This window comes from Herpetosiphon sp. NSE202 (genome assembly GCF_042688385.1).
GTDB lineage: Bacteria > Chloroflexota > Chloroflexia > Chloroflexales > Herpetosiphonaceae > Herpetosiphon.
This window is the reverse complement of record NZ_JBHUPY010000015.1, coordinates 132,594-158,168: the sequence shown is the minus strand read 5'-3', so window position 1 is coordinate 158,168 and position 25,575 is coordinate 132,594. Positions and strand designations below refer to the sequence as shown.

General features: G+C 49.5%; 14 protein-coding genes, 1 tRNA gene and 1 pseudogene. 3 read left to right on the top strand and 13 right to left on the bottom strand.

Translation table 11 applies throughout. The features are described 5' to 3' along the window. Nucleotides 1–6: 6 nt before the first annotated feature. Nucleotides 7–5,337, bottom strand: coding sequence for a RecQ family ATP-dependent DNA helicase (locus tag ACFMKP_RS18645; RefSeq protein ID WP_382293975.1), 5,331 nt, complete (start codon nt 5,335–5,337; stop codon nt 7–9). A gap of 393 nt (nt 5,338–5,730) precedes the next feature. Between ACFMKP_RS18645 and ACFMKP_RS18640 the strand changes: the two genes are divergently transcribed. Further along, the gene (locus tag ACFMKP_RS18640) at nt 5,731–6,102 is read left to right on the top strand and encodes a hypothetical protein (RefSeq protein WP_382293973.1); all 372 of its coding nucleotides are present in this window, start codon (nt 5,731–5,733) and stop codon (nt 6,100–6,102) included. A 115-nt stretch (nt 6,103–6,217) separates the two neighbouring features. Here ACFMKP_RS18640 and ACFMKP_RS18635 read toward each other — a convergent pair whose 3' ends face one another. From ACFMKP_RS18635 to ACFMKP_RS18615, 5 genes and pseudogenes are all read right to left on the bottom strand, one after another. Continuing rightward, the gene (locus tag ACFMKP_RS18635) at nt 6,218–8,128 is read right to left on the bottom strand and encodes a protein kinase (protein ID WP_382293971.1); all 1,911 of its coding nucleotides are present in this window, start codon (nt 8,126–8,128) and stop codon (nt 6,218–6,220) included. A 333-nt stretch (nt 8,129–8,461) separates the two neighbouring features. Further along, the gene (locus tag ACFMKP_RS18630) at nt 8,462–8,824 is read right to left on the bottom strand and encodes a hypothetical protein (protein ID WP_382293969.1); all 363 of its coding nucleotides are present in this window, start codon (nt 8,822–8,824) and stop codon (nt 8,462–8,464) included. Between the two features lie 21 nt (nt 8,825–8,845). Continuing rightward, nucleotides 8,846–9,190 (bottom strand): hypothetical protein, encoded by a 345-nt coding sequence (locus ACFMKP_RS18625; protein ID WP_382293968.1) that lies wholly within the window; start codon nt 9,188–9,190, stop codon nt 8,846–8,848. Nucleotides 9,191–9,326: 136 nt separating this feature from the next. Further along, nucleotides 9,327–9,581 (bottom strand): annotated as a pseudogene (locus ACFMKP_RS18620) (hypothetical protein); the annotation flags it as partial. 12 nt (nt 9,582–9,593) lie between these two features. Next, nucleotides 9,594–9,740 (bottom strand): hypothetical protein, encoded by a 147-nt coding sequence (locus tag ACFMKP_RS18615; RefSeq protein WP_382293966.1) that lies wholly within the window; start codon nt 9,738–9,740, stop codon nt 9,594–9,596. Between the two features lie 367 nt (nt 9,741–10,107). Between ACFMKP_RS18615 and ACFMKP_RS18610 the strand changes: the two genes are divergently transcribed. Further along, nucleotides 10,108–11,547: a hypothetical protein gene (locus ACFMKP_RS18610; RefSeq protein ID WP_382293964.1), complete on the top strand. Its 1,440-nt coding sequence runs from the start codon at nt 10,108–10,110 to the stop codon at nt 11,545–11,547. Between the two features lie 70 nt (nt 11,548–11,617). Here the strand turns inward: ACFMKP_RS18610 and ACFMKP_RS18605 are convergent, their stop codons facing one another. From ACFMKP_RS18605 to ACFMKP_RS18575, 7 genes are all read right to left on the bottom strand, one after another. Beyond that, the gene (locus ACFMKP_RS18605; protein ID WP_382293962.1) at nt 11,618–14,011 is read right to left on the bottom strand and encodes a hypothetical protein; all 2,394 of its coding nucleotides are present in this window, start codon (nt 14,009–14,011) and stop codon (nt 11,618–11,620) included. An 82-nt stretch (nt 14,012–14,093) separates the two neighbouring features. Next, entirely contained in the window at nt 14,094–16,610 is a 2,517-nt protein-coding gene (locus ACFMKP_RS18600; RefSeq protein WP_382293960.1) for a TadE/TadG family type IV pilus assembly protein, read from the bottom strand. 53 nt (nt 16,611–16,663) lie between these two features. Beyond that, nucleotides 16,664–17,206 carry a TadE/TadG family type IV pilus assembly protein gene (locus ACFMKP_RS18595; protein WP_382293958.1) on the bottom strand — a complete coding sequence of 181 codons (543 nt, stop codon included), beginning with the start codon at nt 17,204–17,206 and terminating at the stop codon, nt 16,664–16,666. 19 nt (nt 17,207–17,225) lie between these two features. Beyond that, on the bottom strand, nt 17,226–17,732 hold the full coding sequence (locus tag ACFMKP_RS18590) for a TadE family protein (protein WP_382293956.1): 507 nt from the start codon (nt 17,730–17,732) through the stop codon (nt 17,226–17,228). A 127-nt stretch (nt 17,733–17,859) separates the two neighbouring features. Continuing rightward, complete coding sequence (locus ACFMKP_RS18585; RefSeq protein WP_382293954.1) at nt 17,860–20,676, bottom strand: hypothetical protein; 2,817 nt, start codon at nt 20,674–20,676, stop codon at nt 17,860–17,862. Nucleotides 20,677–20,799: 123 nt separating this feature from the next. Next, nucleotides 20,800–22,602 carry a protein kinase gene (locus ACFMKP_RS18580; protein WP_382293952.1) on the bottom strand — a complete coding sequence of 601 codons (1,803 nt, stop codon included), beginning with the start codon at nt 22,600–22,602 and terminating at the stop codon, nt 20,800–20,802. Nucleotides 22,603–22,794: 192 nt separating this feature from the next. Next, on the bottom strand, nt 22,795–24,660 hold the full coding sequence (locus ACFMKP_RS18575) for a protein kinase (protein WP_382293950.1): 1,866 nt from the start codon (nt 24,658–24,660) through the stop codon (nt 22,795–22,797). Nucleotides 24,661–24,816: 156 nt separating this feature from the next. Here ACFMKP_RS18575 and ACFMKP_RS18570 point away from each other — a divergent pair. Continuing rightward, nucleotides 24,817–24,892: transfer RNA gene (locus tag ACFMKP_RS18570), tRNA-Gly, on the top strand. The last annotated feature ends 683 nt before the right edge of the window (nt 24,893–25,575 follow it).

Here is a 25,575-nt window from a genome sequence, read left to right as displayed (position 1 = left end):
CATACATCAACTGGATGCAGCGTCCCACTCAAGACGAGTGGCACTGAGGCGTTGCGTTTGCCCCTTAGGAGTAAGGGCAAGATACTCATAACTACGATCTTCGTCAAGTACCGCTGTTCCTATTGATATATAGTCCTCTCGGATCAACCGATCGAGCAGGGCCTGAAGTTCGCGGGTCGAACGGCGCAAGGTGCGACAAACACCCCAATATGGACAACTACGAAGTGCATTACGTCGAGCATCAGCAGCCGGGCCTGCTGGATAACGATACATCAAGCGATATTCATCGCCACGCAAAAGCTGAAGAATCGCCTTACTGCCAAATGGATTCTTCCCTTCATGCATCCGGCGTTCATTCCACCAAACTACCGCAATGATACTGCCAGCAAGATCAAGAAAATCGCTAACATCAGGCACGTCACGGCTGGTTTTATTGCTCCAAGGATAATACTGTTCGGGAGTACAGCGATCACACGTATTGCATGGAAGTCCACAAGCTTCGCCAAAATAGAGCCGTAATGCTTGCCAACGACATTGGGAATCACGAACAAAATGCTGCATTTGTTGTAGCTTTGCTTGTTGGTGTTGAACCGTAGCCTGATCAATCCTTGGTAATAGGGTGTCGCTATCAACGAATCGCGTAATATGATAGCCTTTTTCCCAAGGCCGATAAATCCAATAACCGTGCAAAGCACCCTCAATTAACCACGCTTCAAATGGCACAATTCCAACCCCAAGTTCAGCTGCAAGATCCGCTAGATGAAGTTCATTACGAAGCCACCCATGCTGCGGTAGCAAATTGGCCAGTTTTTCAAGCAACATCCTGCGATCCCCAGAGTAACGAGCAATCAGGCCCTGCCAATCACCCAAGAGGGTTAGACTGCCACGGATAGTTACATCGGCACCACGCCGAATCAGCTTGCTTTGTTCTAAGAGATACAACATCCTGCGTAATTCAAGCTCATCAATTTCAAAATCCTCGCATACTTGCTGAGGATTTAAGATCCACTCAGGTGGTTGGCTACGCATCCAAGCCCACAATTGAGCAAGCAAGAGACTATCAGGTTGGCTTTGCGCAATAAAAAACTCATGAATCCGCCTATCTGAAGGATGATAGAGCATTACGGCATAGGCTGGTTTGCCATCACGCCCAGCCCTGCCAATTTCTTGGAAGTACGATTCAAGATCGCCAGGCATATTGAAATGAACAACATAACGAATGTCTGGTTTATCAATTCCCATACCAAATGCTTTAGTACAAACGATAATTGTTAAGAGATCGTCCATAAACTGTTCACTAATGATTGTACGCTCTTGAATATCCATCCGTCCGTGATATGCGCGCGCGGCAATTCCTGCAACTTGCAGTAGGCGGGCCAAATATTCGGCTTCTTTGACGGTTGAAACATAAATAAGCATTGCTTCGTTGCGCTGGACGGCAGTTTGGACTAACAATAAAAGTTGGCGAATTTGATCGGTTTTTGAACGAATTGGGTGATAGCGATGATTGCGGTCAATGATGACCAGACGCAGTTCTGGCCGATCAATTGACGATCGAACAATAATTGGCTCAGCCATTTCAAGTGCAGAGATAATTGCTTCAGTAATTCCTGTCGTTGCAGTGGCAGTAAAAGCGGCAATCGGGGGACGTGCTTGTAATTGCTGATATATCTGTGGCAACATTAAGAAGTCAGGGCGAAAACTTGGCCCCCAAAGGGCAATACAATGGGCTTCATCGGCAACGATTTGGCGAATCGAAGCACTTGCTAATGCAGCAAGCACAACGGGATCACGGAGACGTTCTGGGGCAAGATACAACAAGCGCAAGCGACCCGCGCGTAATCGGGCTAGTATTTCTTCGCGATCAGCAGCATTCTGACCACTCATCAGCGCCGCGACAACTTCAATGCGCTTCTCATACAGCTTATCAACTTGATCTTTCATCAAGGCAATAAGTGGTGAACAAATGATGGTTGTACCTTGGCGCAACAATGCTGGCAATTGGAAACAAATTGATTTGCCCGCTCCAGTAGGTAATACTGCCATCACATCACGGCCAGTAAGCATGGCCCGAAAAGCAGCTTCTTGTTCAGTTGAACGAAATGCCGCAAACCCATAAAGTGCTTGTAAAGCATCAAGTATTTGAGGTCGCCAGTCATCATAGTCTTCCTCAGTCAATGGATCGGGAATTCCAAGCCGTTCAATCAACGCCTCAAGATCAGTCAATAGAATATCGGGCACTGTAGCTAGAAAATCAGCTTTTTCCGCCAGATTAAGGATATCGGGCAGCCGATTCGCAAGCATTGTATAAAACGCACGTCTGGATTGCTCTGCTACTAGGTCACGGGGCTGGTAGCCTGGTAATGCGCCCAGCAAGAGCGGTAGATAGCTTTTTCGCCCAATCCGCTTATCATACAAGATGACTGCCCCACGATCAGTTGGGGTACGCAACAACCGGCCAAAGCCTTGTTTGAACTGCAAAACCATCAAGGGAAAAAGATATTCTTGAAATTCACGGCCATTTTGACGAGCAATAGCCTCACGCCGAGCAGCATGAATTGGGTCATTAAATGCAGGATAGGGAAGTTTTTCCATTATCACGAATGAAAGAGCCGTTCCAGGTACATCAACTCCCTCCCAGAAGCTTTTTAATCCATAGAGCACCGCATTGCCATGGGCTTTAAAATCATCAATCAGCGCTTGGCGTGATCCACTTGGGCGCTGAGCAAAAACTGGAATTCCTTGAGTCTCAAGCATAAGCCCATTGTGTTGGTAAACGTGTTCAAGCCGCTGACGCGATGTAAATAGCATTAATGCTCGACCATCGGTGAAGGTTAAGAGCAATTGCAACTCGGCAGCGAGTTCTTCAACAAAACTGGTTTGCGTTATCCGGGCGGGAGTATAGTTTAAGTAGGCCGGAAGCCCTAAAACCACATGCTCTTGATAAGGTAGTGCCCCAGCAAGGATCATGGATTGAGCGGCAGTTAAGCTACTAGCAAGCCCAAGTCGCTCGACAAAGAAACTGAAATCATGGGGTCCCGTGGTTAATGTAGCGGAAGTAAGAATGACTGAACGCAGCTGTTTATAGCGCCCAGCAAGCTCTTCAGCGACCGACAAGGGCGCAGTACAAAAAGCCCAATGGGCATTTGCTTCATGCGTCTGGACTGCAATCCATATAATCTGGTTAGTAAATCGTGCTTGAAGCATGGTTGCGAGCAGGCTTTGTTGATTACATAGTTCCGTCTGAACAGCAGCCAATTTCAGGCCTAATATCTCATTTTGAACATGAACCCATGGAGTAATGGCAGCTAATTCCGTAATGAGTGGGTTAAGATAGCCCTTCCAAAGTTGATCTAAAGCTTGCTGAACCTTTAACCATGCAACTGGATAAATTCGGGCGGGTGCACCTGAAAGTCTTAATCGTGCACCTTGAAGCGGATCAAAGGTCTCATCACACGCCAATACAAATGTTGCCAAGACGCTACGCAATTCTTGAATAAGCCGTAAAGCTTGGCCAACAGCTTGCTGAATTTTTTTAATTTGGCTCCGAGTCTCTGGTGGCAAGGCTTGGTTGGCTAATTGAGCCATTAAACCCCGTCGAGTATTTGGTACATACAGCATTGTCAGTAATCGTCGGAGCGAATGCTCGCCAACTTCTTGTTGGAAGGCACTGGTTGCCATATCTTCCAGATTATGGGCTTCGTCAATGATGAGCGCATCAAAGCCTAAACTATCAGGCGCGCTATTCAGCCAAATTGCTTGATTAATAATAAGAATATCGGCTTGTTCAGCTCGGCGTTGAGCTGCAAAGAAATGGCACTGATCATAAAATTGGCAGCGGCGTTCAGTACAGGTTGTAGGTTGAACTGCAAGATCATTAAGCAACTGGTTGGTGTCACTAAAGGTTTGTTTAAGCCAAAAAGGAATTTCATCAAGCGTTGCATCAGTATGTTGCGCAACCCAATGCACCAGAAATGCCAAAAGATAGCGTTGTTCCCAACTAGCGGTAGCAGAAACTGCAATTGCCGCCTGTAATTCACGCAAACAAAGATAATTTGAAGCCCCTTTGATTAAGGCAGTATTGAATAGAATTAATTTTTGCAGGCGGATGATCTCCTGGTGCAGTTGATCCTGAAGATTTTTGTAGGCAGTTGCAATCCCGATCCGTCGTCCGGTTCGACGGGCTTCCCAAATAGCAGGAATAAGATAGCCCAAAGTCTTACCCGTTCCAGTAGGTGCTTCGATCAACCGCGAGGTATCACTCAAAAGCGCGGCAGTGATTGTTTCCACCATTATCCGCTGGCTCGATCGTGGATTGAGTTTTGCATATACAGCAAATTGATCAAGCAAGGCCTCTGCGGTTGGGGCAAGAAGCTTGTTTGATAAGCGAGCTTCAGGTAGGTGATTAGCAGGCAATATAAGGCTTATATCGTTGCTTGATCTGGTTAGAACATGGGTAGATGGTAATAGTTCAGCCCATAATCCTCGTAATGCTGACGTTGAATGCTCCCAACGATGTAGTAATGCACGATACACCTCTGCAAGAACTAATACATCAGTTATTGCATCATGGAGCGTCTCTTCAGCAACCCGATGATCACTAGGAATGCCGCTAATAGTGTCGACATTAATCGTTTCTAACCGAATGCTGCACGCTTCAGCCAAGGCATTCAATGTATGCTTACGAGCATAGGGAAATACAAGCAGTGCTAACTCTAAACTATCAACGATTGGATTCTGAAGGGAAGGATCGTGGTGAAGCAGAAAACCCATATCAAACCGAGCATTGTGAATCACCAGTGGCTGTTCGCCAATAAACCTACGGACAGCGGGCCAAATGACATCGATCGGAGGGGCCGAAGCAATCCTTTGAATGCGGTCTGAATCTAGATGTAATACGCGTCGCAATGAAGGATCTAAACGGTCAGGATCACACTGAACATCCCAGTTGCGAAATTCATCTGGCTTTCCATGAATAACGCGAAGGATTGCAATTTGAATAATCTGGTTCGATTCAGGTTCAAAGCCTGTCGTTTCAAGATCAAGCACACAATAATCAGCATAGGCTAAACGAAGATTAGATAGATAAATCGCGGTTGAGGTTTGATCAACTGCATCAGACTCAATATCGTCAAAGATGTCACGCAAGCTATATTTGTCATTAGCAAGGGTTGTCCAGATTGCAGTGTCTCGCAAAATATCTCGCAAAATTTCGGGGGCTGTTGCATATCCCTTACGTCGAAGCTGTTGTTGTAACTCAATGACTGCCATTGGTGCTTGATGTTCGCGCATGATGCTTTGAATAAGTTGGCCAAGCGGAGATGATGATGTATTCAAGGTGCTGCTCCCTCCCAATAAATTGCCTTCGCTGTTGCTCCAGCGCTCCAAAGAAGCAATGTTAAGGTTTATAGATTGATCAGATTTGTGGATTGGAAGCTAGGTCACTAATATAACCAACATTAATTCTCTTTGTTAATAGCTTATTTTCGTTATAATCCAATTGAGCTTTTGATTTCCACCTCTGCTCTTTTCATCTCTCATCCTTTGCGCTGCCCAAGCGTTAAAATTGTGCTACGAAGAGAGCGTAACCGCGAAGAACGCGAAGGGCCTATTGGCGATTGGCTTTTAAATTTTGACTGCATCCTTCATCCTTACACTATTGTGACACTCATTGACACAATCAGCAGGTAGACTTTCGATCGTCACGCAAATTGTGTTGAAGGATGTGTTATGAGTACGAACTGTGTCGCAGTGACCACCCACCTACTAGGCCTTGTCAATGAACTTCGCACCCCGCCAAGCCTGATTTCTCTGCCCCAAGGCCAAATTTCAGCGCGCCAATTGCTGCAAGAGCATGTGCACAATGAACTCAGCCAAAGCCATCAAGCCAATCTCCCAAGCCTTGCCCTCAACTATTTGATTGCCAAACCAAGCTATAACAGCATGATTGCCGCCGAGCAAGTGCGCAGCCAAGCTGAAGCAGCGTTTCGCGCTGGCGATTGTTGGCTGATGCTCGATGGCGTAGCAGTCCATAATTTAGATACACCATTACAGCTCCAACCCCAAAGTCGGGTTGGTTTTATGCGTTTATATCAACGCTAAAGGAACACAACCATGTACCAAAGGTCAGGAATCGCAACGCTTGTGGGATTGAAGGATTGAGCAGAGGGTCAGCCGTCCTCAATTAGGAGGAAGAAATTGAGGACGGCAGGTTTGCTTAGAAGATCAAAACCCCAACGACCGCAATCAACAGCAATACCCCAATCACGCTATACAACATAATTCGCTCGCGATCAAACAAGGTAAAATTGCCGCGCACAATCGTTGGCTCAAAGCCAATCATATATAAGGTATGGGCTTGATTGCGCTCGCTATAATCAACCTCGGTAACTGGCGTGCCATGAATCGTCAATTCGGCATGCAACAGGCGGGTCTGTTGTTCTGCATCAACATTCTCGGCAGCTTGCAATAGCTCGTGTAATGGTGCAATCGCATGCCATTTGGTATCACGCACGTCAATGTGCGCGGTATACACTTGCTGGGCTTTTTCACGAATATCGGCCAACGGCAAGCCCGCCTCATCATCGGTATTTTCCCAGAGCTTGCCCCAACGCGACCAATAAAATACATCTTCGGTCAACACTTGGCCCGAACCTTGGCAACGCCCACAATCCGATTGGCCTTCGCCTTCGCATTCGGGGCAATCGACGGTGATCGTGCGCCGCTCTTTGCTGCCATCAGGATTGGTCTGCACGCGCTTGGTTTCGAGCAAGCCACGGCCATGACATTTGGTACAGTGCAAATCGCCCTTGCCGCCACAATAAATACACATCTCAACCCGCTCGGAGTTGGGAATAACCATCTCGGTCGGGCGAACCTCATCGAACGGCTGGGGATCGGGCAGGATCACTTGCCAAACTCCAGGCGGATTTTGGCTGGTGCTGATGCGGCTGCCTTGATAGGGTTTTTCGCGCGGCTCCGGCGTTGTGCGGGTTTCGTAATACGCCCGCAGTTCGTAGGTATAGAAGTTATAGCTGACCACACGCTCAGGCATAATTGCATTGCCCAAATCGCGCCGCCGCACCATATTTTGGCTGCTCCAGCGATTAAGCACCGCCCGCAAAGTGCTTGGCTCGTGCAACTGCCGACCCCAATCGCGGCCTCGCTGCACAAAATCGCCATCGAGAATTCCCACCAATACTGTTTCAACCGGATTTTCCAGCCATTCGCTTTCAACATTGCTGGCGGCAACAGGCGCTAAACTGGTGCTAGCTTCAACAGGCAAGGCTTCGCGCAACGCTTGGCGTAAGGCCGCCGCCGCTTGGTTGGCCGAGCTATAGCGCACCGAGGCTTGGGGCGAGAGCAAGCGCCGCAACACCCGATCAGCAGGCGCAAGCGCTTCATTGAAATCGGCCAATGATTTGGGAGTTTGGCCGGGGGCTGGGGGCACTTCGCCAGTCAGCATATGGTAGAGCACCGCGCCCAAGGCATAAATATCAAGGCTTGGCTCGGTGGCATTTTGCTTAAAATCTTGCTCAGGCGCAGCATAGGCCGTCAAATAATCGGCCTCTTCCAGTTGCGAGAGATCGGGGCCGTCGCTGCTCCACGCCAAGCTAAAGTTGGTCAAAAAGCCATGGCGGCTCACAGCTTGATCATGCACAGCTTCGGTGACGACAATCGTGCCCGGCTGAATATCGCGATGTACAATGTTTTCGGCGTGAATGGTATCAAGGGCTTTGGCAATATCGCTGAAGATTCGCACTGCATCGCTGACCGAGAGCGCGCCATCTTCGAGCACTTCTTGCAACAAGCGCCCACCAAGCGGCGGCGTGACCAAATAGTAACCAAAGCGATCATCGTGGCCAGCGTCGACGACAGGCACAATCGTTGGATGTTTGAGCCGAGCAGCCAAACGGGCAGCCTGCCCAAAGCGACTGACCGAAACCCAATCCGAACGGCGTAACACATGCACCTCAACCGGGCGATCAAGGGTTAGGTGGCGGGCGCGATAGATGGTCGTCAATTCTTCCTGGCCAATCCGCTCTTCCAAGCGATAATTGCGCAGTTCATGATCATCTTCGCGGCGCGGTGTCGCATTTGTTTTAGCCCGAGATGCAGGGGCAGTCATTGCGGTCGCTCCTCTAGTTGCACGTTTCATCGGCAGTATAGCACATCGGCTCCCCTGCGATGACGCGAATTAATTCATTTTAGCACATTTGTTTCGAGATTGTAATAGAGGGGATCGATAGTAAAGGAGGAGGGATGAAGTTACAAAGCAAAAGGCAGAAGTCAAAAGTCAGAATTACGAGGGATGAAATTACAAGTCAAAAATCAAAAATCAGAAGGATGAAAAGCCAATAATGTATCGGTAAAAACGGGTGCACCCCTCGCCCGCGTCCAGTGGGAGAGGGGCTGGGGGTGAGGGCATGCCAATACAATGACTGCACGATAAATTCTGCGTTTAATAAGCTGGATCAAACCACTCAAACTCAACAATCGTTTTTTTAGTATCATAGGCGAGCCACAGAAAGTGATACTGTGCGGTCATGAATCCATGGTCGATTGCAACAGGGCCAAGCGCGACGGTTGCACTTATCGTCCACGCTGCATCACCCACAAAGCGGCGATAGAAGGTTTTTCGGGTAACCGTCAGGAGCACCGGATAGGGGATGGTTAGCGGCGAAACACGGCCACTATCGGAGGTAACGTGAACCTCGATGCATCCATCATGAACCAGACCTTCAAGGAGGGAGGTCGTATCGGCCAGCACCTGGCTATGGGGCAGCACTGCATCCAACAGCCGTTCTATCGTGGTGACACTCATTGATTGCTCCTGATGCACGCGCTAGTCACGGTAAAAATCGGTGGTAAAGACCGTTCCTTCTTCATTATAATAGAGCCTGACAAAACAATACTGGGGCAGAATGACACCTTCTTGGATGGTCATTGCTCCCAGCGCAACAATCGCCTTCACGGGGCCAAAAACATCGCCCACATAGAAGCACTCGAACGTGGTCTGGATGACGGTGATCGGCGTATCCTGCGGCACGGGAGTGAATTGATCGTCTTCTAATTCAACCGCTATCATGCCATTGACCGCACCTTCCTCAAGAATGCGGCGGGTATCGCGCACGATTTGAGCACGCGATACAAAGGACTCCAATCTTGTTTCAAGGTCATCGATGGTCATAGTGCCTCCATAGATGTCTTTCACATTGTGCATGTCCTATACGATTGCCGTCCTGTCTCATCAAACCTTCTGTATCAATTTCTGTGAAAAAGCCAGGATCATATTGGTATACCATTCCCATCATCTGCTCCTTCGATTAATTATTACGCTTGAGATAACCCCTGCCCATGGCGATCTCAATCTGTTCAATCGTATCCATCAACTCTGCTGGCGCTGGCAACCACTCGTCGATAGCCCGTTGATACAACACCAATAAAATCTGAATTGACGAATCAAATAAGATGGGCCGCAAGGGATGGCTGGTTGCGTTGTAATAACCGAGCATTGCTTCAATTAATGCTTTTAATTTAACTGCATCGATCAAGTAAACCTCATCAGCCTCTGTGTCACAAAAGCCGCTTGGTTAATTAAAAATCTTTTCAAACGCTTCAATTTGGGCAAAGAAAAACTGGCCAGCATTCATCCCAACTTCCCAAAGTGTCCTTCTATCGCCTTCCGTATCAATTTCTGTGAAAAAGCCAGGATCATATCGGTATACCATTCCCATCATCTGCTCCTTAAAATGGTGATTTGTTATGAGGATGTGTAGCTCTCGCGCCTATGTTAGCCGATGTTTGTGCCGAAACTACTCCATCAATAGTTGGATTTTAGGGTTCAATCGCAAGCTGACAGCAACCTGATAAATTGCTGATTTACATCTGAAAAAGCTATGATATAATCCTGACGCTGTGTTAAATGCTGGAAACTCAGCTCTAGCGCAGTCCTCACGCCACGAAGGCGGGTTGTATCAAGAGAGTCGGTGTGGAATGCCGATGCCGCCGTTGTGGCATCTCTCCCTGAAGCGTAGCAGTGTTGCTACCCACCAAGCTGCATTCCTGATGCCATGTTTTGCATCCACCGCGTACCTCCGGAGGTTTGTGTTGCGACACATTGCCCGTTTATTGGCGCTTGGCTGTCTGCTGACTGTCAGCATGACCCCACTCCGAGCGCAGGCTACCCCAACTGTATCCTTGTGGGCTGCTGCTGCATCAACCGATACCCTCATTCTCGATTCTGGTCAACTGACCCTCGCCCCGACTGCAAGCCAAGCGGCAGCTGTGTATGGTTCGTTTGCGCGCTTTGGTATGTTCGATAGCGCACCCCAAAACATTGCTCCCGCCAATCAAGTTACCGTCAATTGGGCTGCAACTGTGCCAGCTGGCGCTAGCGTGCGGCTTGATCTGCGTGGCTTCAATGGCGAGCGCTGGAGCGATTGGACGCTCGATGTGCAAGCTGGCCAAACCGTAGCTTTTGCCACGATTGCCCGCCAAATTCAATATCGCTTGGTGTTGCTGGCCAATGATGCAGCGCCTGTAGTCGATTTTGTACAACTTGAGCCCAACACGCTTGCCGAAAGCGCAGCAATCAGCATTATGGATGCTGAGCCGCTGGCCCCAACTTATCACATTCGGGCAACCCGTATGGGTTTGGTCGGCGATCGCACGGCCAACGGTCATATTATTCAGCCCAATGATTGGTTTGTTTCCTTGCCATCGTTCCGCTCGCTTTCATCCCGCGGCGGCGGCGAATATATGGCGCGCTTATCCTATAAAGGCACGTCGATTGTCGTGCCAGTTTGGGAAGTCGGGCCATGGAATATTCACGATGATTACTGGAATGTTGAGCGTGAAAAGTTTAGCGATCTGCCTGTGGGCTGGCCGCAAGACCATGCCGCCTATTTCGATGGCTACAACGGTGGCTGGGCCGAAAAAGGCCGCGTGCGCTTCCCAACCGCTGCCGATGTTGGCGATGGAGCGTGGACTGCCTTGGGCATTCCATTCAATGATGAACAAGAAGAATTAGATATTACCTTCCTGTGGCTGGGCCGCGATCCAGGCGATAATCCTGCGCCAATGCCAGTTGGCAGCGTCACCCCAGAGCCAGCCCCAGTGGAAGAATTGCCAGCAGGCACAATTCAGGTTGATAACCAAGGCGAACAATTCAGCCGCTCAGATGTTAAGTGGTATGAATTTTCGTGTGGCAAAAACCGCCATTCCTTCTGGACGTTCTCAACCAATGATCCAGCCAAAGCTGTCAACAATGCGCGCTGGACAACGCCGCTGGAAGCTGGCGAATATAGCGTCAGCGTGTTTGTGCCCTATTGCCCCAACGGCAAAAGCGACACAACCTCAGCCCGCTATGTTGTGCAGCACGCCGATGGCGAAAGCTTGGTTGTAATCAATCAAGCTGAGCACGCTGGCAATTGGGCTGAACTCGGGCGCTATCGCTTCGATGGCACAGGCTCGGTTGGCCTCTCCGATTTAGCCGACGATAGCATGAAGGCGATTTGGTTTGATAGCGTGCGCTGGACCAAATAAATGCAAGCACGAGAGAAACAAAAAAGCAGGGATTGGGCTTAGCCCAATCCCTGCTTTAGCGTTAAGCAACTTATGGTGTTGGCGTATTCGCAAAGTTGACCCCAACAACTGGTAAGCGAATCGTGCTCCCAACAACAGTTGAAGTAACATTGAACGAATAGATATTATCAAACTCGCGGGTTCCAGCAGGCGTTTCGGCTTCGGTAACATTATTACCGCTATCAACAACCAGATAGACCTTCCATACGCCAGCTTGGTTGAACAGCGCTTGCCAAACAACTAATGGACAATCAACGGTTGCCAGTGTACAGCTTCTGCGCCAAAGCGTATTATCAGAAAAGCCATCAAGCGTAAAGCTACCGTCTTGCGGCAAGTTTGCCCGATTGACCTCGGTAAAGACTACGCCATAAGGATAAATCCCCTCAGCATTGCGGCTTGGTGGTACATCAGCCGAGCCAGGCGGCAAGATGTACATATCGACATAGAACGTACCAGCACTTTCAATATCGGCATCGAGCACATTTTCGGTATCGTTTGAGCCAGGCTTAATCCCATTTTTCAAGGTCATGCTAAATGCGGTAATACCTGCTGGGGTAACCGTAGACATTGAAGCGTTATCAACATATAAGCTTGGGTGACCATCAACTTTATATTTGATGCGCACATGGCGTAAAATCGGGGTAGCTTTCACCAAAGAAGGGTCTTGGGTGGTCATCAAGGCCTGATATTGAAACCACTGACCTTGGACGACCGCTGAGCCAGTTGCCGTATTTGGGCCATTAACTGAATATTTATCAGTGCTTGGTGAACCATCGACAATTTGCCATGGAGCCGACTCTAGACCTGCGCGGGTTGTTGCCAGCCGATATTGCATTTGAATATCAGTATTAATTGGTGGTTCTGGCAGCACTGTTTCAAGCGTTGCATCCCAAAGCATTTGTTCAATAATTGCAGGTGCGCGTAATTGAACCGCTGGTGAGCGATAGATCCCAGGTGAAGGGTAGCCACCACTATTAAAATCAAAGTCGTCGGCAGTCCCAACCCTACCAAAAATTACGTCATTCTGATAGGTTGTCCCACTCCGAATACCGCCATACATATAGGCAATCGGGCGATTTTCAATTCTAATTAATTCAAGCCCATGCGAAGCTCGCGCTTGCTCAGGTTCAAGGGCATTTTCCGAAACCCTAAAGTTACTCTGGCCGAATACTGGTAGGCTGAAGGCATTAACATTAATGTAGGAGGTATAGATCCGATTCGTTGGAGCACCAACCGTTCCTTGCCGACCACCAACGACATAGATTTTCTGGTTAACCCCAATGACCCGTGGGCCTGAAAGTGGCTCGGGCAAAACATAGCGCTGCGATTCCCAAGTCAGCATGCCTGTGTTACGGTTAAGCCGGCCAAGGAAGGCTTGGGCTGAGCCTTCACGGGTGATCGAACAGCCATTGGCTTGATCGCCGCTTCCTAATTCGAAGGTTCCACCAACAACTATCAAGGCGCGATAGGTGCTTTCGACCGTTTGCGTAATACCTCCAGTTTGCGTAATACTTTCAGTTGTAATTGCATCAAAGTTGGTGGCATCCATTGTGTGCAAGCCAACCTTGCTATCACAGCCACTGGTAGGAGTAAACATATCGGGCGTAATTGGCAGGTCAGGCATCGATTGCCATGGCCCAAGCACCCCATTTGGCCCTACCAAGGTTCGACGCACTGAGCGCCGAGCAAAAATTGGTGCAAATAAAATTGAGGTATCGATGGTTCGACCACCAATCAGGTAAATATAGGTCTGACCAGATTCGGTAGTAAAGGCAGTTGCAGTCGTATTAATCAATTTTTCGCCAACGGTCAGGGCTTGGGTTTGCCATGGGCCTAAGTTGCCGTTAGCATCAATCACGCTTGAGTAAATCGTATCAACATACTGGCTATCAAAATCCGATGCGTTTTGACCACCAAAGCTATAGATAATGCCTTTGGTAGGGTCACTCGTGTGGGTGATAGCCACTGTACTCATCCGGGCTAAAGCCAGCGGCAACGGTTGGGAGCTTTGCGTCCACGCGGTTGTTTCACCGCCAAGGCTCAAAACCGATGTTTGGCAAACATCTCGGACTGGAGTAATCACCCCTGACGAAGAAGTAAGGCCACCGATAGTATAGAGATGATTTTTAAAGCTAGCAGTCCCCATATCAGCTAGCCGGCGGCAGATGGTATTATTTGCCTCGCTCCACTGTGCCAATGCACCTTGCGGAATAAGCTGAACCCCGCCATAGCTAACCCCACCAATGACTGTATCCTGTTGGGTTAGACCGGTCAAGCCAAAATAGCCGTTAGCAAAATCGCCAGAATTCAGCGAAATAGTGGTAGTTAGCGAGATTGCTGAAACTGAAGAAACCAAAGTAACCACGAGGGTAAGAATAATGAGCAATGAGGATAGTACTCGTTTACGCTGCCTATTGCGACCCATAGTAAACTCCTTAGTATTGAATACGCACAGCCAATGGCTGTGCGTATTCCATGACCTCTCAATAATTGTACTAGAACTTAGCCTATTCTGGGCAGAGACCTTTGAAAGCTTCGTTCTCAGCGATAATCATGGTATATTTGCCCAAATCAATCGTGCCTTCAGCATTTTCAGGGATACTGAATGGAATTGCATTGCGGTACACAATATCCTCGGCTGCTTGTAGGCGATTGTACAGTTGTGGCAAGTAGGTTGTGCCAGTTAAGCGTGGGTCACGGGTTGGGTTATACATATTTGGATCCAGCGTTTCGCCTGCACCCAATGGGAATTCACTCCAAGCCGTTACCCTGCGCTCAGCAATAAAGCTGTAGTTACCTGGCTCTGGTACGGTAAAGATCAAGTTACCAGTAGTTGAAGCCTGCATATTGCCCATCCCAGCAACAACTGCGCCAGTGCTATCACGAACTGTAACCTTGGCTGAAGCTGCTGGAATCAGCGCGTCACGCTCATAACACGGTTGGGCTAAGCTTTCAAGAATTGACCGCAGTGCATTGTTCAGCGAATTTGGATCTTTGGCATAGAATGCCCCACCAGTTGAAGCAATCCGATCGATCCGTAAGTCTGCAAGCCCAAATCGTTCTTGGTCACCTACCAAGATTGCAACGATGCTAATTGGCCGCTTGGGTGCTACACGATTCCGTGCACGATCAGAGACTTGGATCAACGAGGCAATCGGTGCCCGAGCATAACCACCACTATTACCCTCACCATTCCATGGACAGTTGGCTTGCACATCTGGCAAGTCGGTAATTGGGTAACCACTATTGCCCGGTGTCCGTACATTACCAGCGCTTGGGTCGTTCGGATCTTTACAATATCTAGGTGAAGTGCCACTCGCAGTTAGGTGCTGTACACCTTGGTGATTTTGGTCACCAATATTGTTACCTTCGAACATCACGTTGGTCAAACCGTCGGTCAACATCATCATAACCAGTTTGATTGGGCGACCAAAACGATCTTTGCGTGAGTCAGCACTTACATTATCAAAGTAGCGAATACCGCCATCCAAACCTGCTGCGCCAGCCGTACTACCATCCATATTACCAGAGGTGATCCAGTTGATAAAGGTAGTCATGCTGGCTTTCATCGTGTTAGTACGGGTGGTCACACTAGCTTGATCGCTACCAGTTGGTGTATTGACGAAGCCAAATGAAGGGCTATTCGTTCGTGCACCACCGCTAAAGCGGATAACCGAAATCCGATTATCGCCACCTTTACCAAACAATTCTTCGCCTGGGAATAGCGCTGAGTTCATAGGTGTGCCTTCGGGGGCATTCCAAACATCAAGCATCTTATACGAGAACTTGCGCAAGAACTCTTTCACCAGATACCAGCGGGCGTTGGCGTTCGTGCCACAGGTGGTTTTGGTATTCCAGCACCATTTCATCGAACCAGAAACGTCCACCACCAAGGCAATATCGTAGCTCGTCGTTGTAACACTTGGCAGATACCAAATCAGCTTTTGATCAAGCGCTAGCTTGACTTCTGATGGTTTTGGTTGTGGTACATCGACACATGGACAGTTGGCATTCGCATCAACATAGCGCAGTGTAATAGTGTTTGTACTAAACCCTGTCAAGATCACCCGCACAAAACCACCAGCACGGAAGCTGGTATATTTGGGGTTTGTGCTGCCTGTATAGTTGAGTTTGCTAAAGGTTGGCAGCAAAATTGGCTTGCCACTCTTAAGCGCAGTCATCAATGTGTTTAATGTGGTCGAACCTGGCTGTAGCAAACTATCCGAAACCTTAACCCAGTCCTCGTTGTTGATGATCCCATTATTGCTGGTATTGCTATAGCCAGCTGGAGGGGTAGTTTCAGTAAATCCTTTGATCAAATCACCGCTACCACCCAAGGATTCCTTCAAACGATTATCAGCATTGGCGCTAGTTGTCCATTCAGCCCACACGAAGTGGTTCTTTTCATCAACAGCATTGAGAATCTTCGTTTTTGTCCATGTCAGGGTAACACTTTGACCTGGCAATGTTCCCAGCATTTTATCGGTCGAAACCGCCATTGGGAAGACATAGGTCGCACATTGACACCAGGTTGCTTTATTATCGGCTGAAACTTCGAGGGTATCAACGCCTAAAGCTTGGGCAAAAATTGTGTTCCGCGCCGAGCGAACTTCCACCCGAATTCCATTGAATTCGCTGGGGACACTACCGCTGAACGTGCCAACCGGATATTCAACCCGCGAGCCACGTTGGGTATAGAAAGCGCGATAGTAATTGAGATCTGGGTCGAGGACTGGCCAATCACCGACGACTGCTTCAGCATCGGTAATCCCATTCGCGGCCAAGGCAGCTTTGATTGAAGCCACAACGGCATTATCGTCGCCACCAACACCCAATGCTTCCAAACCACTGATGGTCGCAGCAGTCGAAGCTGCTTGTTGTTGGCGTTGGCGACTAAACGCCTCGCCTGTATCAATGGCTAGTGCAGCAAAACCAATCAAGACGAAGAACAAAATAGCAGAGAATACTAATGATTGTCCTGCGACTGGTTGGGCTACACGTCGCATGATGCGACTTAAGTTCATAGCCTATCCTCCGTAAAAATAAAGTTCAATACCACTATCGTGATAAGTATCAACTAGGGTAAGGTATGTTGTTGGGTCGCGGTCAAATTGATTGTGTCTGAGCCCAACAACCAAGCAAAGGAAAAAAATGGGTCGTAGGTATAGGTTACCGAAACCCGAATATCGCAAAACTGGCGCATCATCGTTGCTGGGTTCGCACAATTCACTGGTACAGAATTCGGAATTGGGCTTCTAACAAAGCTAATGATAATTCGCTCTGCTTGAACACTTTCTGGATCAGGGCCATTTTTATTATCAAGATCAAATAAGTTGACAAAACGTAACCCATTTGCGCCTGAAGTATCGTTGAGAGCACCACTTTCATAGCGGAGGCGGTCGCGAATTTCTTGGGTATTGATCGTTCCATCGCTTCGAAGCGGGAACAATGAACCATACGAAACGGCCTCGTAGGCGGCACCCTTCAAGCCCTGATGAGCAAAAAAGGCTAAGCCAAAATCAATAATTGCTGAAAGAAAGAAGAATAAGACTGTCACAGTTAGCGCAAATTCAACTAAGGCTTGGCCTGCTTGTTTGCGCTTTGATTTAAGCTTGAGCATCGTCAGGTATCCTCATTGATTAGCGGCAAACCGAGAGTGGGTCAATACTCGAAAAATCGTAGCGGACAATCGTGCGGCGCGAGGTTGCATCAATAGTCCGTCCTGATAAGAAAAAATCGCCAATCGGGGTAAGTGGTTGATAGTTATACACAACCTGCACTTGCATAATATTGCCAGCTTTGCGATGGATCGTTGGACTATTTGTACTAGGAACAGGCCCCGTAATATCATTGGCAGCAAGCCTATATGCTATCCTAATGTCCGAGGCTCGGATGCCAATTGTGGTGCGGATGGCAGCTGCCCGAATCAAGCGCACACATTCGTCATCTTCTGAATCATAATTAGCAAGTGCTCTTAATGGTGGGCCTGATGAAGCTTGTTCAGCTCCACGGCGCGCAGCATAGTTGGCCTGTGACCAGGAATAAACGTAAAAACCCAGCTCAATTGATGCGAATAAGAACGTCATAATAAGGGGAAAAACCAAGGCAAACTCAACAAGGGCTTGCCCTCGCGACTTTCGTTTCATACGTACCTCCCGTGTTGGTTATGCGCATACGTTCCACGTTTGGGTCTTAGGTCAGTATACACAGGTCAATACCGATTCGCCTATAGTGCGATAGTACCAATTTTTGTTTAAGAATTCGCTTACGCTATTATTGATCAATCTGCCAGACTGTGCCACTCCATTGAATCCCAAGGCTACGGGCATCATTCGGCGGGCTTGGGTATTCGGCAGCATAATCGTTGGGACTCCACGTGCGGCTTAGGCTAAGTTGCAATAACCAATCGTGCTCTGGTAGCGCAGGCAGCTCCCACGTTAGCGTGGTTGGCTCACTACTGCTCAAACGTTGGCAGCCCAATGCTTGGTTTATCGGCTGCTTAACTAAATAGCTGGCGCTTAAACAAAGTTCAACTGGCTGATTTACGAGTGATGGTGGTACTAACCCTAATCCTACACTAAAGCTGAGATTTGAGCTAGTCTTGATTGCGGGCATAATCCAACGCGCAGTCCCCTCAGTCCAGGTAAAGCGCTGGCCGGTTTTAGGGTTCGTTTCAACTGGGTTAATGCCGCTATGCTGCCAACGATAATCATCAATTGCAATTGTTTGCTGACCAGTAAGCGGCTGCGCATCAGGCACAAGCCGATAGATTCGGTAGGTGAAGCGAATATCGCCAGCAGTAAAGGGCTTTTGTAGTTGCAATTGTTGCCATTCTTTTAATGGTAGGTCGAAGATCTCGACAGTTTCATAGCGAAAACCTGGCAAATTGAGCATGCCACCACGCGAGCCAAGCATCAGATAAACCGGTCGGCCTTGGGCTTGCCAATTGCGCACTTGTTGGGCCAACAAATCGCGATAAGGCGTGGGATCGTCGCTATAGGCCACCAAATAATCACGATCAAACAAGTAGTGCATTGGCGTAGCAATATTGGTCGAGGAATCGCGGTCGCCGCCGCGCATGAGCACAATTGCATTGGGCTCGGTTTTGTTAGCCAGCTCAGTCAGCGCCGCCAAAGCGCCTTTATATTCAATATGGGCAATCGTGCGCCAACCAGTTGCAATAAAAAATAGAAGCATTGCTGCCGCCGCCAGCCCGCTCGCTACCCGCCAAAGCTTGGTTGATCGTACCAAGCCTTTGGCCAAAAGCCACGCCATGCCCAAGCTAAGCATCGGCACAGCCCCAGGCAAAAAGCGCCGCGCAATATAGATATAGGCTTGTTCGGCAGTGCCATACGAATCATTAACGCTAAACGCGCCATACAAAATGCCCAGCAGCAAAATCATCCACGAGCGCCGATTCATATCGCGCCAAATCCAGAGCGCCAAACCAGCAATGCCCAAGCCAATGCCCAAGGGCGAAAAATACCAGCCCAAGCGCACCATATTGCCATAGGCAATCGCCGTTTGGCGGGGCTTAACATCAGGAATCGGCAAAATGCCACCAATATAGCTATTCCATGTGCTGGCATGCTCAATTGGGTGCAACAGTGCGGCGCTTGAAAGATGCTGTGGCCGGATAAAATAGGCATAGCCAGCCATCAGCACGAGGCCAATTGCCAGCGCACCCAATAACCAGTGTTGCCAACGTTGGGCTTGGGCTTCAACCCAATTCAACAAACGGGGAAACCGCCACAAGGCCCAAAGTGCCACCAAACCAATGGCGACAATCGCTAATTCTAGGGCTAAACGGCTGTTACTCTCTAAAATCCAGGCTTTGGCGTTGTTGCCACGTCTATCTTGCAAAATTGGCGGATAAAAAGGGTGGGCCAAGCGCGAGATAATCGCAAAATCTTGAAACTTGCCCCACGTATTGTTCATAAAATAGAGCCAGCCAATGGTGCTGATATGAATTGCAGCATGCACCAACATCGTGCCCAAGCCCAAGGCCATGGCTGTTTCGCCCCGCCCCCAGCGTCGCCGAATCAGGGCCGCGCCCAAATACAAGACAACCGGAAAAACCCCGAAATAGAATTCGAGCCGCATCAAGGCCAATTGGCCAAGCGCAATGCCACACAGGGCTGCATACCAGATGCCACGGCGGTTGCTGCGCTGGCTTGGCTCAATTTGGCTATACGCTGCCCACATTGCCAAGCCGCTCCAAACCGTCCATTGCGCGCCTGCTTCGGCAGTTGAATAGCGGCTAAACCAAATTTGCAAGCTGTTGAGGCTGATCAGGGCCAGCGCTAACACACCCATCCAAGCACTGGCCTTGCCTTGCACCACCCGCCGCCCGACCATGGCCACGCTCCACGCGCCCAACCAACCCAAATAGCCAGTTGCCAACAAACCGCCATACACGCCAAATAAGCTCGTCCAAATGGCAATCCACGTCGGGTAAAGATGAAAGTTATTGGGGTAGGATTTGCCCGCCGCCGCCGATTCCTCGGTCATAAAAAAGCTAGGCTGATGAAAACGCGTGCTCAGAAAACGTGCAGGATCTTGTTTGCCAAGCAGGTTGCTATACGCTTGTTTGGCTGGCTCAGAGAGGTTGCGATCACTATAGTTCATTGTTCGAACAATCTCGGCAACCAAGGCTTCGTCTTGCACGATGCTGCCAGTGCGTTCGATGGCAAAACCAGTAACTGTGTAAATGCCTGCATCGCGGCCACCCAACACGGTTTCGAAAGGTCGGGCGACAATGGCGGCAAAAATTGCCAGCACAATAATAAAAACCCAACGCTCCCAGCGTGGGCGAGCTTTGCTTAGTTCTAGTGGAGCAAGGCCGAATTTGCGGCTAAGCCACCAACCAAGCCCACAAAAAACGGCTGTGCCAAGCACTAAATGCAGCAAACTATACCAACCAAGGCTTGCCAAAACCAAGCCCCACCAGCCAGTCCAGAGCGCACTAACCAGCATGCGCTCAAATTGGCGATCAAGCCAATCGCTTGGGCGATGGCCAAAGCGCGCCCAAACGAAGCCTGGCAGATAAAGCAAAACTGGGGCTAACAGCAAACCAAGAATCAACTGCATAGTGCGTCCTTCACAACCGAATAAGCCACATGGCCGAGCAACCAGCAGCGATTATACTTGATTCTGCTACTTGCATGCAGCAAAAAGCCCAGTAATCTATTTAAATTACTGAGCTTATGTCAATTATGGTCGCACTGTTGGCGGTGGCGGCGGGGGATTGGTTGCAACCGGAGCAACGGTTGGCGGTACTCGTGTTGGTTCTGGTTTAGTGGTTGGCGGTGGGGCAGCCGTTGGCTGCTCAACTGGCTTGGGGCAGCCATTCCGCGATGGATCGCCAGGCTCATTCGGGCAGGCATCGCGATCATCGGGAATCGTATCACCATCGCGATCAACTGCTGGCGGTTGGGTTGGCTCAATCGGAGCTGGACATCCATTATTTGGCCCCGCCACATCGGGACAGCCATCAAGATCATCAGGAAATCCATCGCCATCGCGATCGCTTGGAGCTGGCGGATTGGTTGGTTGCACAACTGGCTCATTGGTTGGCTGCACAACGACTGGGGGGTTGGTTGGTTGAAGCGCTGGCGGATTGGTTGGTGCAGGGCGGGCCGTCGCTGGCCGGTTGGTTGGCTGCACTGCTGGACGGGCCGTTGCTGGCTCGTTAGTTGGCTGCACCTCAGCAGTGGTTGGCTGGGCAGGCTCAGTCGCGGTTGCCACATCTTCGGCAATGTTTGTTGGCTCGCTTGTGGCCACACCCAACGTGATAGTTGGCTGATCAGCAGCATTTATGCCGGTTGTGGTGGCCAGACTTTGGCTTGGTTGGGCTGCCACAACGGTATTGGTAGCCTGACTAACCGTAACGATTGGCGTTTGTTCATCACGGCTCAGCCACCAGCCGCCGCCAGCAGCCACCAACAGTAATCCCAACAGCAATGGCAGAAAGCGTTTAGCGCTTGCTTTTGGCTGGGCTTGCACGCTTGGCTCAGGTGCTGTTTGGGCTGGATAGTTGCTTTTTGGGGTACTGATTGGTGCTTGTGGCTGGCTACTTTCGCGAATTGAAGCTTGTTTAGGCGGCCCCGTGATTGCTCGTGAGCCAATAGTGGTTGGCAAAATTTGGGTTTGGGCAGGGTTGATTGGAACATAAGGTTGAGCCAAGATTTGGCGAAATTCCTCTGCAGAAGTAAAACGCTCATCAGCATCAATTTCTAACGAGCGCATAATTGCCTGATTGACATGCGCAGGAATCGCAGGATTAAGCAATTTTGGCGCAATAATTGGGTCGGGCTTGCGTTTGGCCAGCGCCAAGGTTCGCACCAAAGCATCGGCAGTTTTGCCATCGCCATCGGTTGGCGTGCGCCCAGTTAATAAATGATAGAGCGTTGCGCCCAACGAATATAAATCGCTGCGCGGGTCAGTGCCTTCTTGATTAATTTGCTCAGGCGGCGCGTAGGTCAAGGTATAGCCATGAACGCTATGCATCGCGCTCCGCATATTGGTGAAAATTTCGGCCTTTGCCAAGCCAAAATCCAACAATTTCAATTCGCCACGGGTTGTAATTTTAATATTGGCTGGCTTAATATCGCGGTGGACAATCGGCTGGCGATAGTAACTATGCAGATAGGTCAAAACACTCAGCAGTTGATCGGCCCAGCCAAGCACTTGATCAACCGGCAACGGGCCGCCTTGACGCTCAAGCAAGGTGCTTAAATCGTCGCCATCGATCAAATCCATCACCAAAAATTGGCCATCGTTGGTGCTAAAGTGCAAATAGACCTTGGGCAAGCTGGGGTGATGCAAATTGGCTAACAGACTAGCTTCGTGGCTAAAGGCCTTAATTGCATGGTCGCCCTCAAGGTGTAGATATTTAATTGCGACCAATTTGCGCAACTTAATATCGTAGGCGGCATAGACCGCGCCACCGCCGCCATGGCCAATCCGCTCACGAATTTCATAGGTTTCATTTAGGATCATGCCATTTGGAAACATAGCTTGCCTCATTGTTTTCAATCAGGGGTATTTTAGGCTCCTCAGAGCAACATTCCCTTTCTCGTGCTCAAGCGAGGGCTTTTTCGTTCTGGGAATACGTATTTCATCGAAGCGTAATATTGGCGCGTAGCATGGGAGATTGAGTTTAGGTGAAACGCTACGCGCTCGATTATACCGTATTTTGACCCTTGTTTATGGAGCAGTTACAGGTGGACGAGTTGTTGGTTTCGGGGTCGACTCAACTGTTGGTGGTGGTACAGCCGTTGGCTCTGGCCGTGGTGTATTGGTTGGTGGCGGATTGGTTGGTTGTTCTTTAGGCTTAGGGCAGCCACGGCGTGATGGATCGCCTGGTTCGTTCGGGCAATCGTCGCGATCATCGGGAATGGTATCACCGTCGCGGTCGGCCACTTCGACTGGCGCAGGACAACCATTATTTGGTCCAGCTCCATCAGGGCAGGGATCGTTGGCATCGACCACGCCATCGCCATCGCGGTCAGGTGGTGGTGGTGCAGGGCAGCCATTATTTGGGCCGTTGGTATCTGGGCAAGGATCGTTGGCATCGGCCACGCCATCGCCATCGCGATCAGATGGTGGCGGCGGTGGGTTGGTTGGCTGGGGTGCAGGCCGCTGGGTTGGCTGGGCGGCTGGGCGAGCGGTAGCTGGGCGAACAGTTGGCTGAACAACCACTGCAATTGTTGGCTCAGACGTGGCGGTTGCGCTTGGCTCCAGCGTGGCGGTTGCGCTCGGCTCCAGTGTTGCAGTTGCTTGGCTCAAGGTTGTGGTTGCTTGCGCAGCACTGCCACTGCTACTCGTTGGAATCGTTGCAACAGGATTTTGCTCTGCATTATAGACAATTGGTTGGTTATTTTGATTGGGACTTGTGGTTGGGTTGCTGCTAGTGTTGGCCTTAACCCACCACCAGCCACCGCCACCCATGCCCAGCAACAGCAAGGCCAGCAATGGAACAACGCGCTTGATCGATTTGGGCTTTGGATTGGGCACAGGGGGAATTGGTGGTTCGAAATGATCGCTTGCTGGGCGCGAAATGGGTGGCGTTGAACTTTGCTGAACTGGTTGGCTGCGTTGGCCGGTTGAGTTTGCAGCTTGCTTAGATGGTTGGGTTGACTTGCTAGCGCCAGCCTGCGCTTTAGGCCGAGCACTCAGCAAACCAGAAATACTTGAGCCAAACTTGGAAACCGTTGAAGGATTTAATGCCTGGCGAAATTCTGCTGCTGAGCCAAAACGATCAGCTTTATTGATCGCAATTGCCTGCATAATCGCCGCATCAACATATTCAGGAATTGCCGGATTGAGCTGTTTTGGGCGCAGAATTGGGTCGGGCTTGCCCTGTACAACCATTGCATAGCGATTGGTCGCATCAATCTGCTTTTTGTTGGCATCGATTGGCACGCTGCCAGTGAGCAAATGATAGAGCGTTACGCCGAAGGCATACAAGTCGCTACGCTGATCGGTGCGCTCATCATCTTTGGGCACCAATTGCTCTAAGGGCGCGTAGGTCGAGGTATAGCCCCGAACACTCATATACACATTATTGATTTGGGTTGATAAATCACTTTTTGCCAAGCCAAAATCAATCAATTTCAATTGGCCAGTTGTGCTCAACTTAATATTTGCTGGCTTGATGTCGCGGTGAATAACTGGTTCTTTCGGGGAGGTATGCAGATACTCAAGCAATTTTAGCAGCTCATCGGCCCAGGCTAAAACCGTGGTTAAAGCCAAAGGGCCAGCGTGATCGCGCAGATATTGATCAAGGTCAGTGCCTTCGATATATTCCATGACCAAAAAATGGCCTGGGCCTTCCTCGAACTGATTATAGACCTGCGGCAAATTCGGGTGTTCAAGGCTGGCTAATAAACGGGCTTCTTTTTTAAAATGTTTGATTGCATCATTGCTTGGCAGAATTAAATGCTTGACTGCAATACGGCGGGCCAAGTTTTGGTCGACGGCTTCGTAGACGTTGCCACCGCCGCCACCACCAATTTTTTTAATAATTTCGTATTGGTGGTTGAGCACAACACCTGATTGAAGAACACTCATCGTTGCCCTCTCACGAAGAAAAATAGCCTGATGCGCTAGTGTACCATATTTAGTTAGATACATTTAACGGTATCTGCTTGTTGGGCAGCGCTTTTTAATAATTAGCCGATGGTTGACAGCTTGACTGCTTTTGAGTATACTCACAGAGCTTGATGAGCGGGAATGGCGCAATTGGCAGCGCATCTGTTTCCCAAACAGAAGGTTGCGGGTTCGAACCCCGTTTCCCGCTCCATCCACAAACATCCCATTCCAATGGGGTGTTTTTTTTGTTTAGAACAGAGAGCATAGAACATAGAACAGAGAGCATAGAGCATAAAGATCTCGTTTTAACGCAGACGCGCAGGGAAACCTTGGCTATTGGCTATTTCTACTGGTTCATTGCATTAACCACCGCCTGATCCCCTCACCCCAACCCCTCTCCCGTAGCGCGGGCGAGGGGCTTTAATGCCATGGTTCTTGCGAATGGGTCAGTAAAAACGGGTGCTCCCCTCGCCCGCGTTCAGTGGGAGAGGGGCTGGGGGTGAAGGAACACGGTTGCCAATCCAATGAACCAGTACAGCTATGGGCTAGCGGAAGATTGTTCGTGGAATTCGGGCAATTCGTGGCGAAAAAAATTTCCCAATAGCCTATAGCCTTCAGCCTATAGCCCTTACTCCAATCTGTGGCTAAAAATCGTACTTCGTGTCCTTCGCGCTCTTCGCGGTTTCACTCCTTCGGATGCTTTGTGGATGGCAAACACTTTGCAAAATAGCAATATGCAGTATAATGCCCCAAGCGTGGCACATGGCCAGGCATTGGATAAGGAGCAATCAAAGCTACTCAATTTAAGCGCAACGGTCTGAATCAACGTACGCTGCGATTCAGAAAACGAGGTAGAGGTTCCTCGCCGCAGGGCGAGTGCTAACCTAGCAACTC

What these genes read in the sequence shown, in the direction of transcription:
- ACFMKP_RS18600 (WP_382293960.1), bottom strand. Translation starts at nt 16,610, where the DNA reads ATGAACTTAAGTCGCATCATGCGACGTGTAGCCCAACCAGTCGCAGGA.
- ACFMKP_RS18575 (WP_382293950.1), bottom strand. Translation starts at nt 24,660, where the DNA reads ATGAGTGTTCTTCAATCAGGTGTTGTGCTCAACCACCAATACGAAATT.
- ACFMKP_RS18590 (WP_382293956.1), bottom strand. Translation starts at nt 17,732, where the DNA reads ATGAAACGAAAGTCGCGAGGGCAAGCCCTTGTTGAGTTTGCCTTGGTT.
- ACFMKP_RS18595 (WP_382293958.1), bottom strand. Translation starts at nt 17,206, where the DNA reads ATGCTCAAGCTTAAATCAAAGCGCAAACAAGCAGGCCAAGCCTTAGTT.
- ACFMKP_RS18625 (WP_382293968.1), bottom strand. Translation starts at nt 9,190, where the DNA reads ATGACCATCGATGACCTTGAAACAAGATTGGAGTCCTTTGTATCGCGT.
- ACFMKP_RS18640 (WP_382293973.1), top strand. Translation starts at nt 5,731, where the DNA reads ATGAGTACGAACTGTGTCGCAGTGACCACCCACCTACTAGGCCTTGTC.
- ACFMKP_RS18605 (WP_382293962.1), bottom strand. Translation starts at nt 14,011, where the DNA reads ATGGGTCGCAATAGGCAGCGTAAACGAGTACTATCCTCATTGCTCATT.
- ACFMKP_RS18630 (WP_382293969.1), bottom strand. Translation starts at nt 8,824, where the DNA reads ATGAGTGTCACCACGATAGAACGGCTGTTGGATGCAGTGCTGCCCCAT.
- ACFMKP_RS18580 (WP_382293952.1), bottom strand. Translation starts at nt 22,602, where the DNA reads ATGTTTCCAAATGGCATGATCCTAAATGAAACCTATGAAATTCGTGAG.
- ACFMKP_RS18585 (WP_382293954.1), bottom strand. Translation starts at nt 20,676, where the DNA reads ATGCAGTTGATTCTTGGTTTGCTGTTAGCCCCAGTTTTGCTTTATCTG.
- ACFMKP_RS18615 (WP_382293966.1), bottom strand. Translation starts at nt 9,740, where the DNA reads ATGATGGGAATGGTATACCGATATGATCCTGGCTTTTTCACAGAAATT.
- ACFMKP_RS18635 (WP_382293971.1), bottom strand. Translation starts at nt 8,128, where the DNA reads ATGACTGCCCCTGCATCTCGGGCTAAAACAAATGCGACACCGCGCCGC.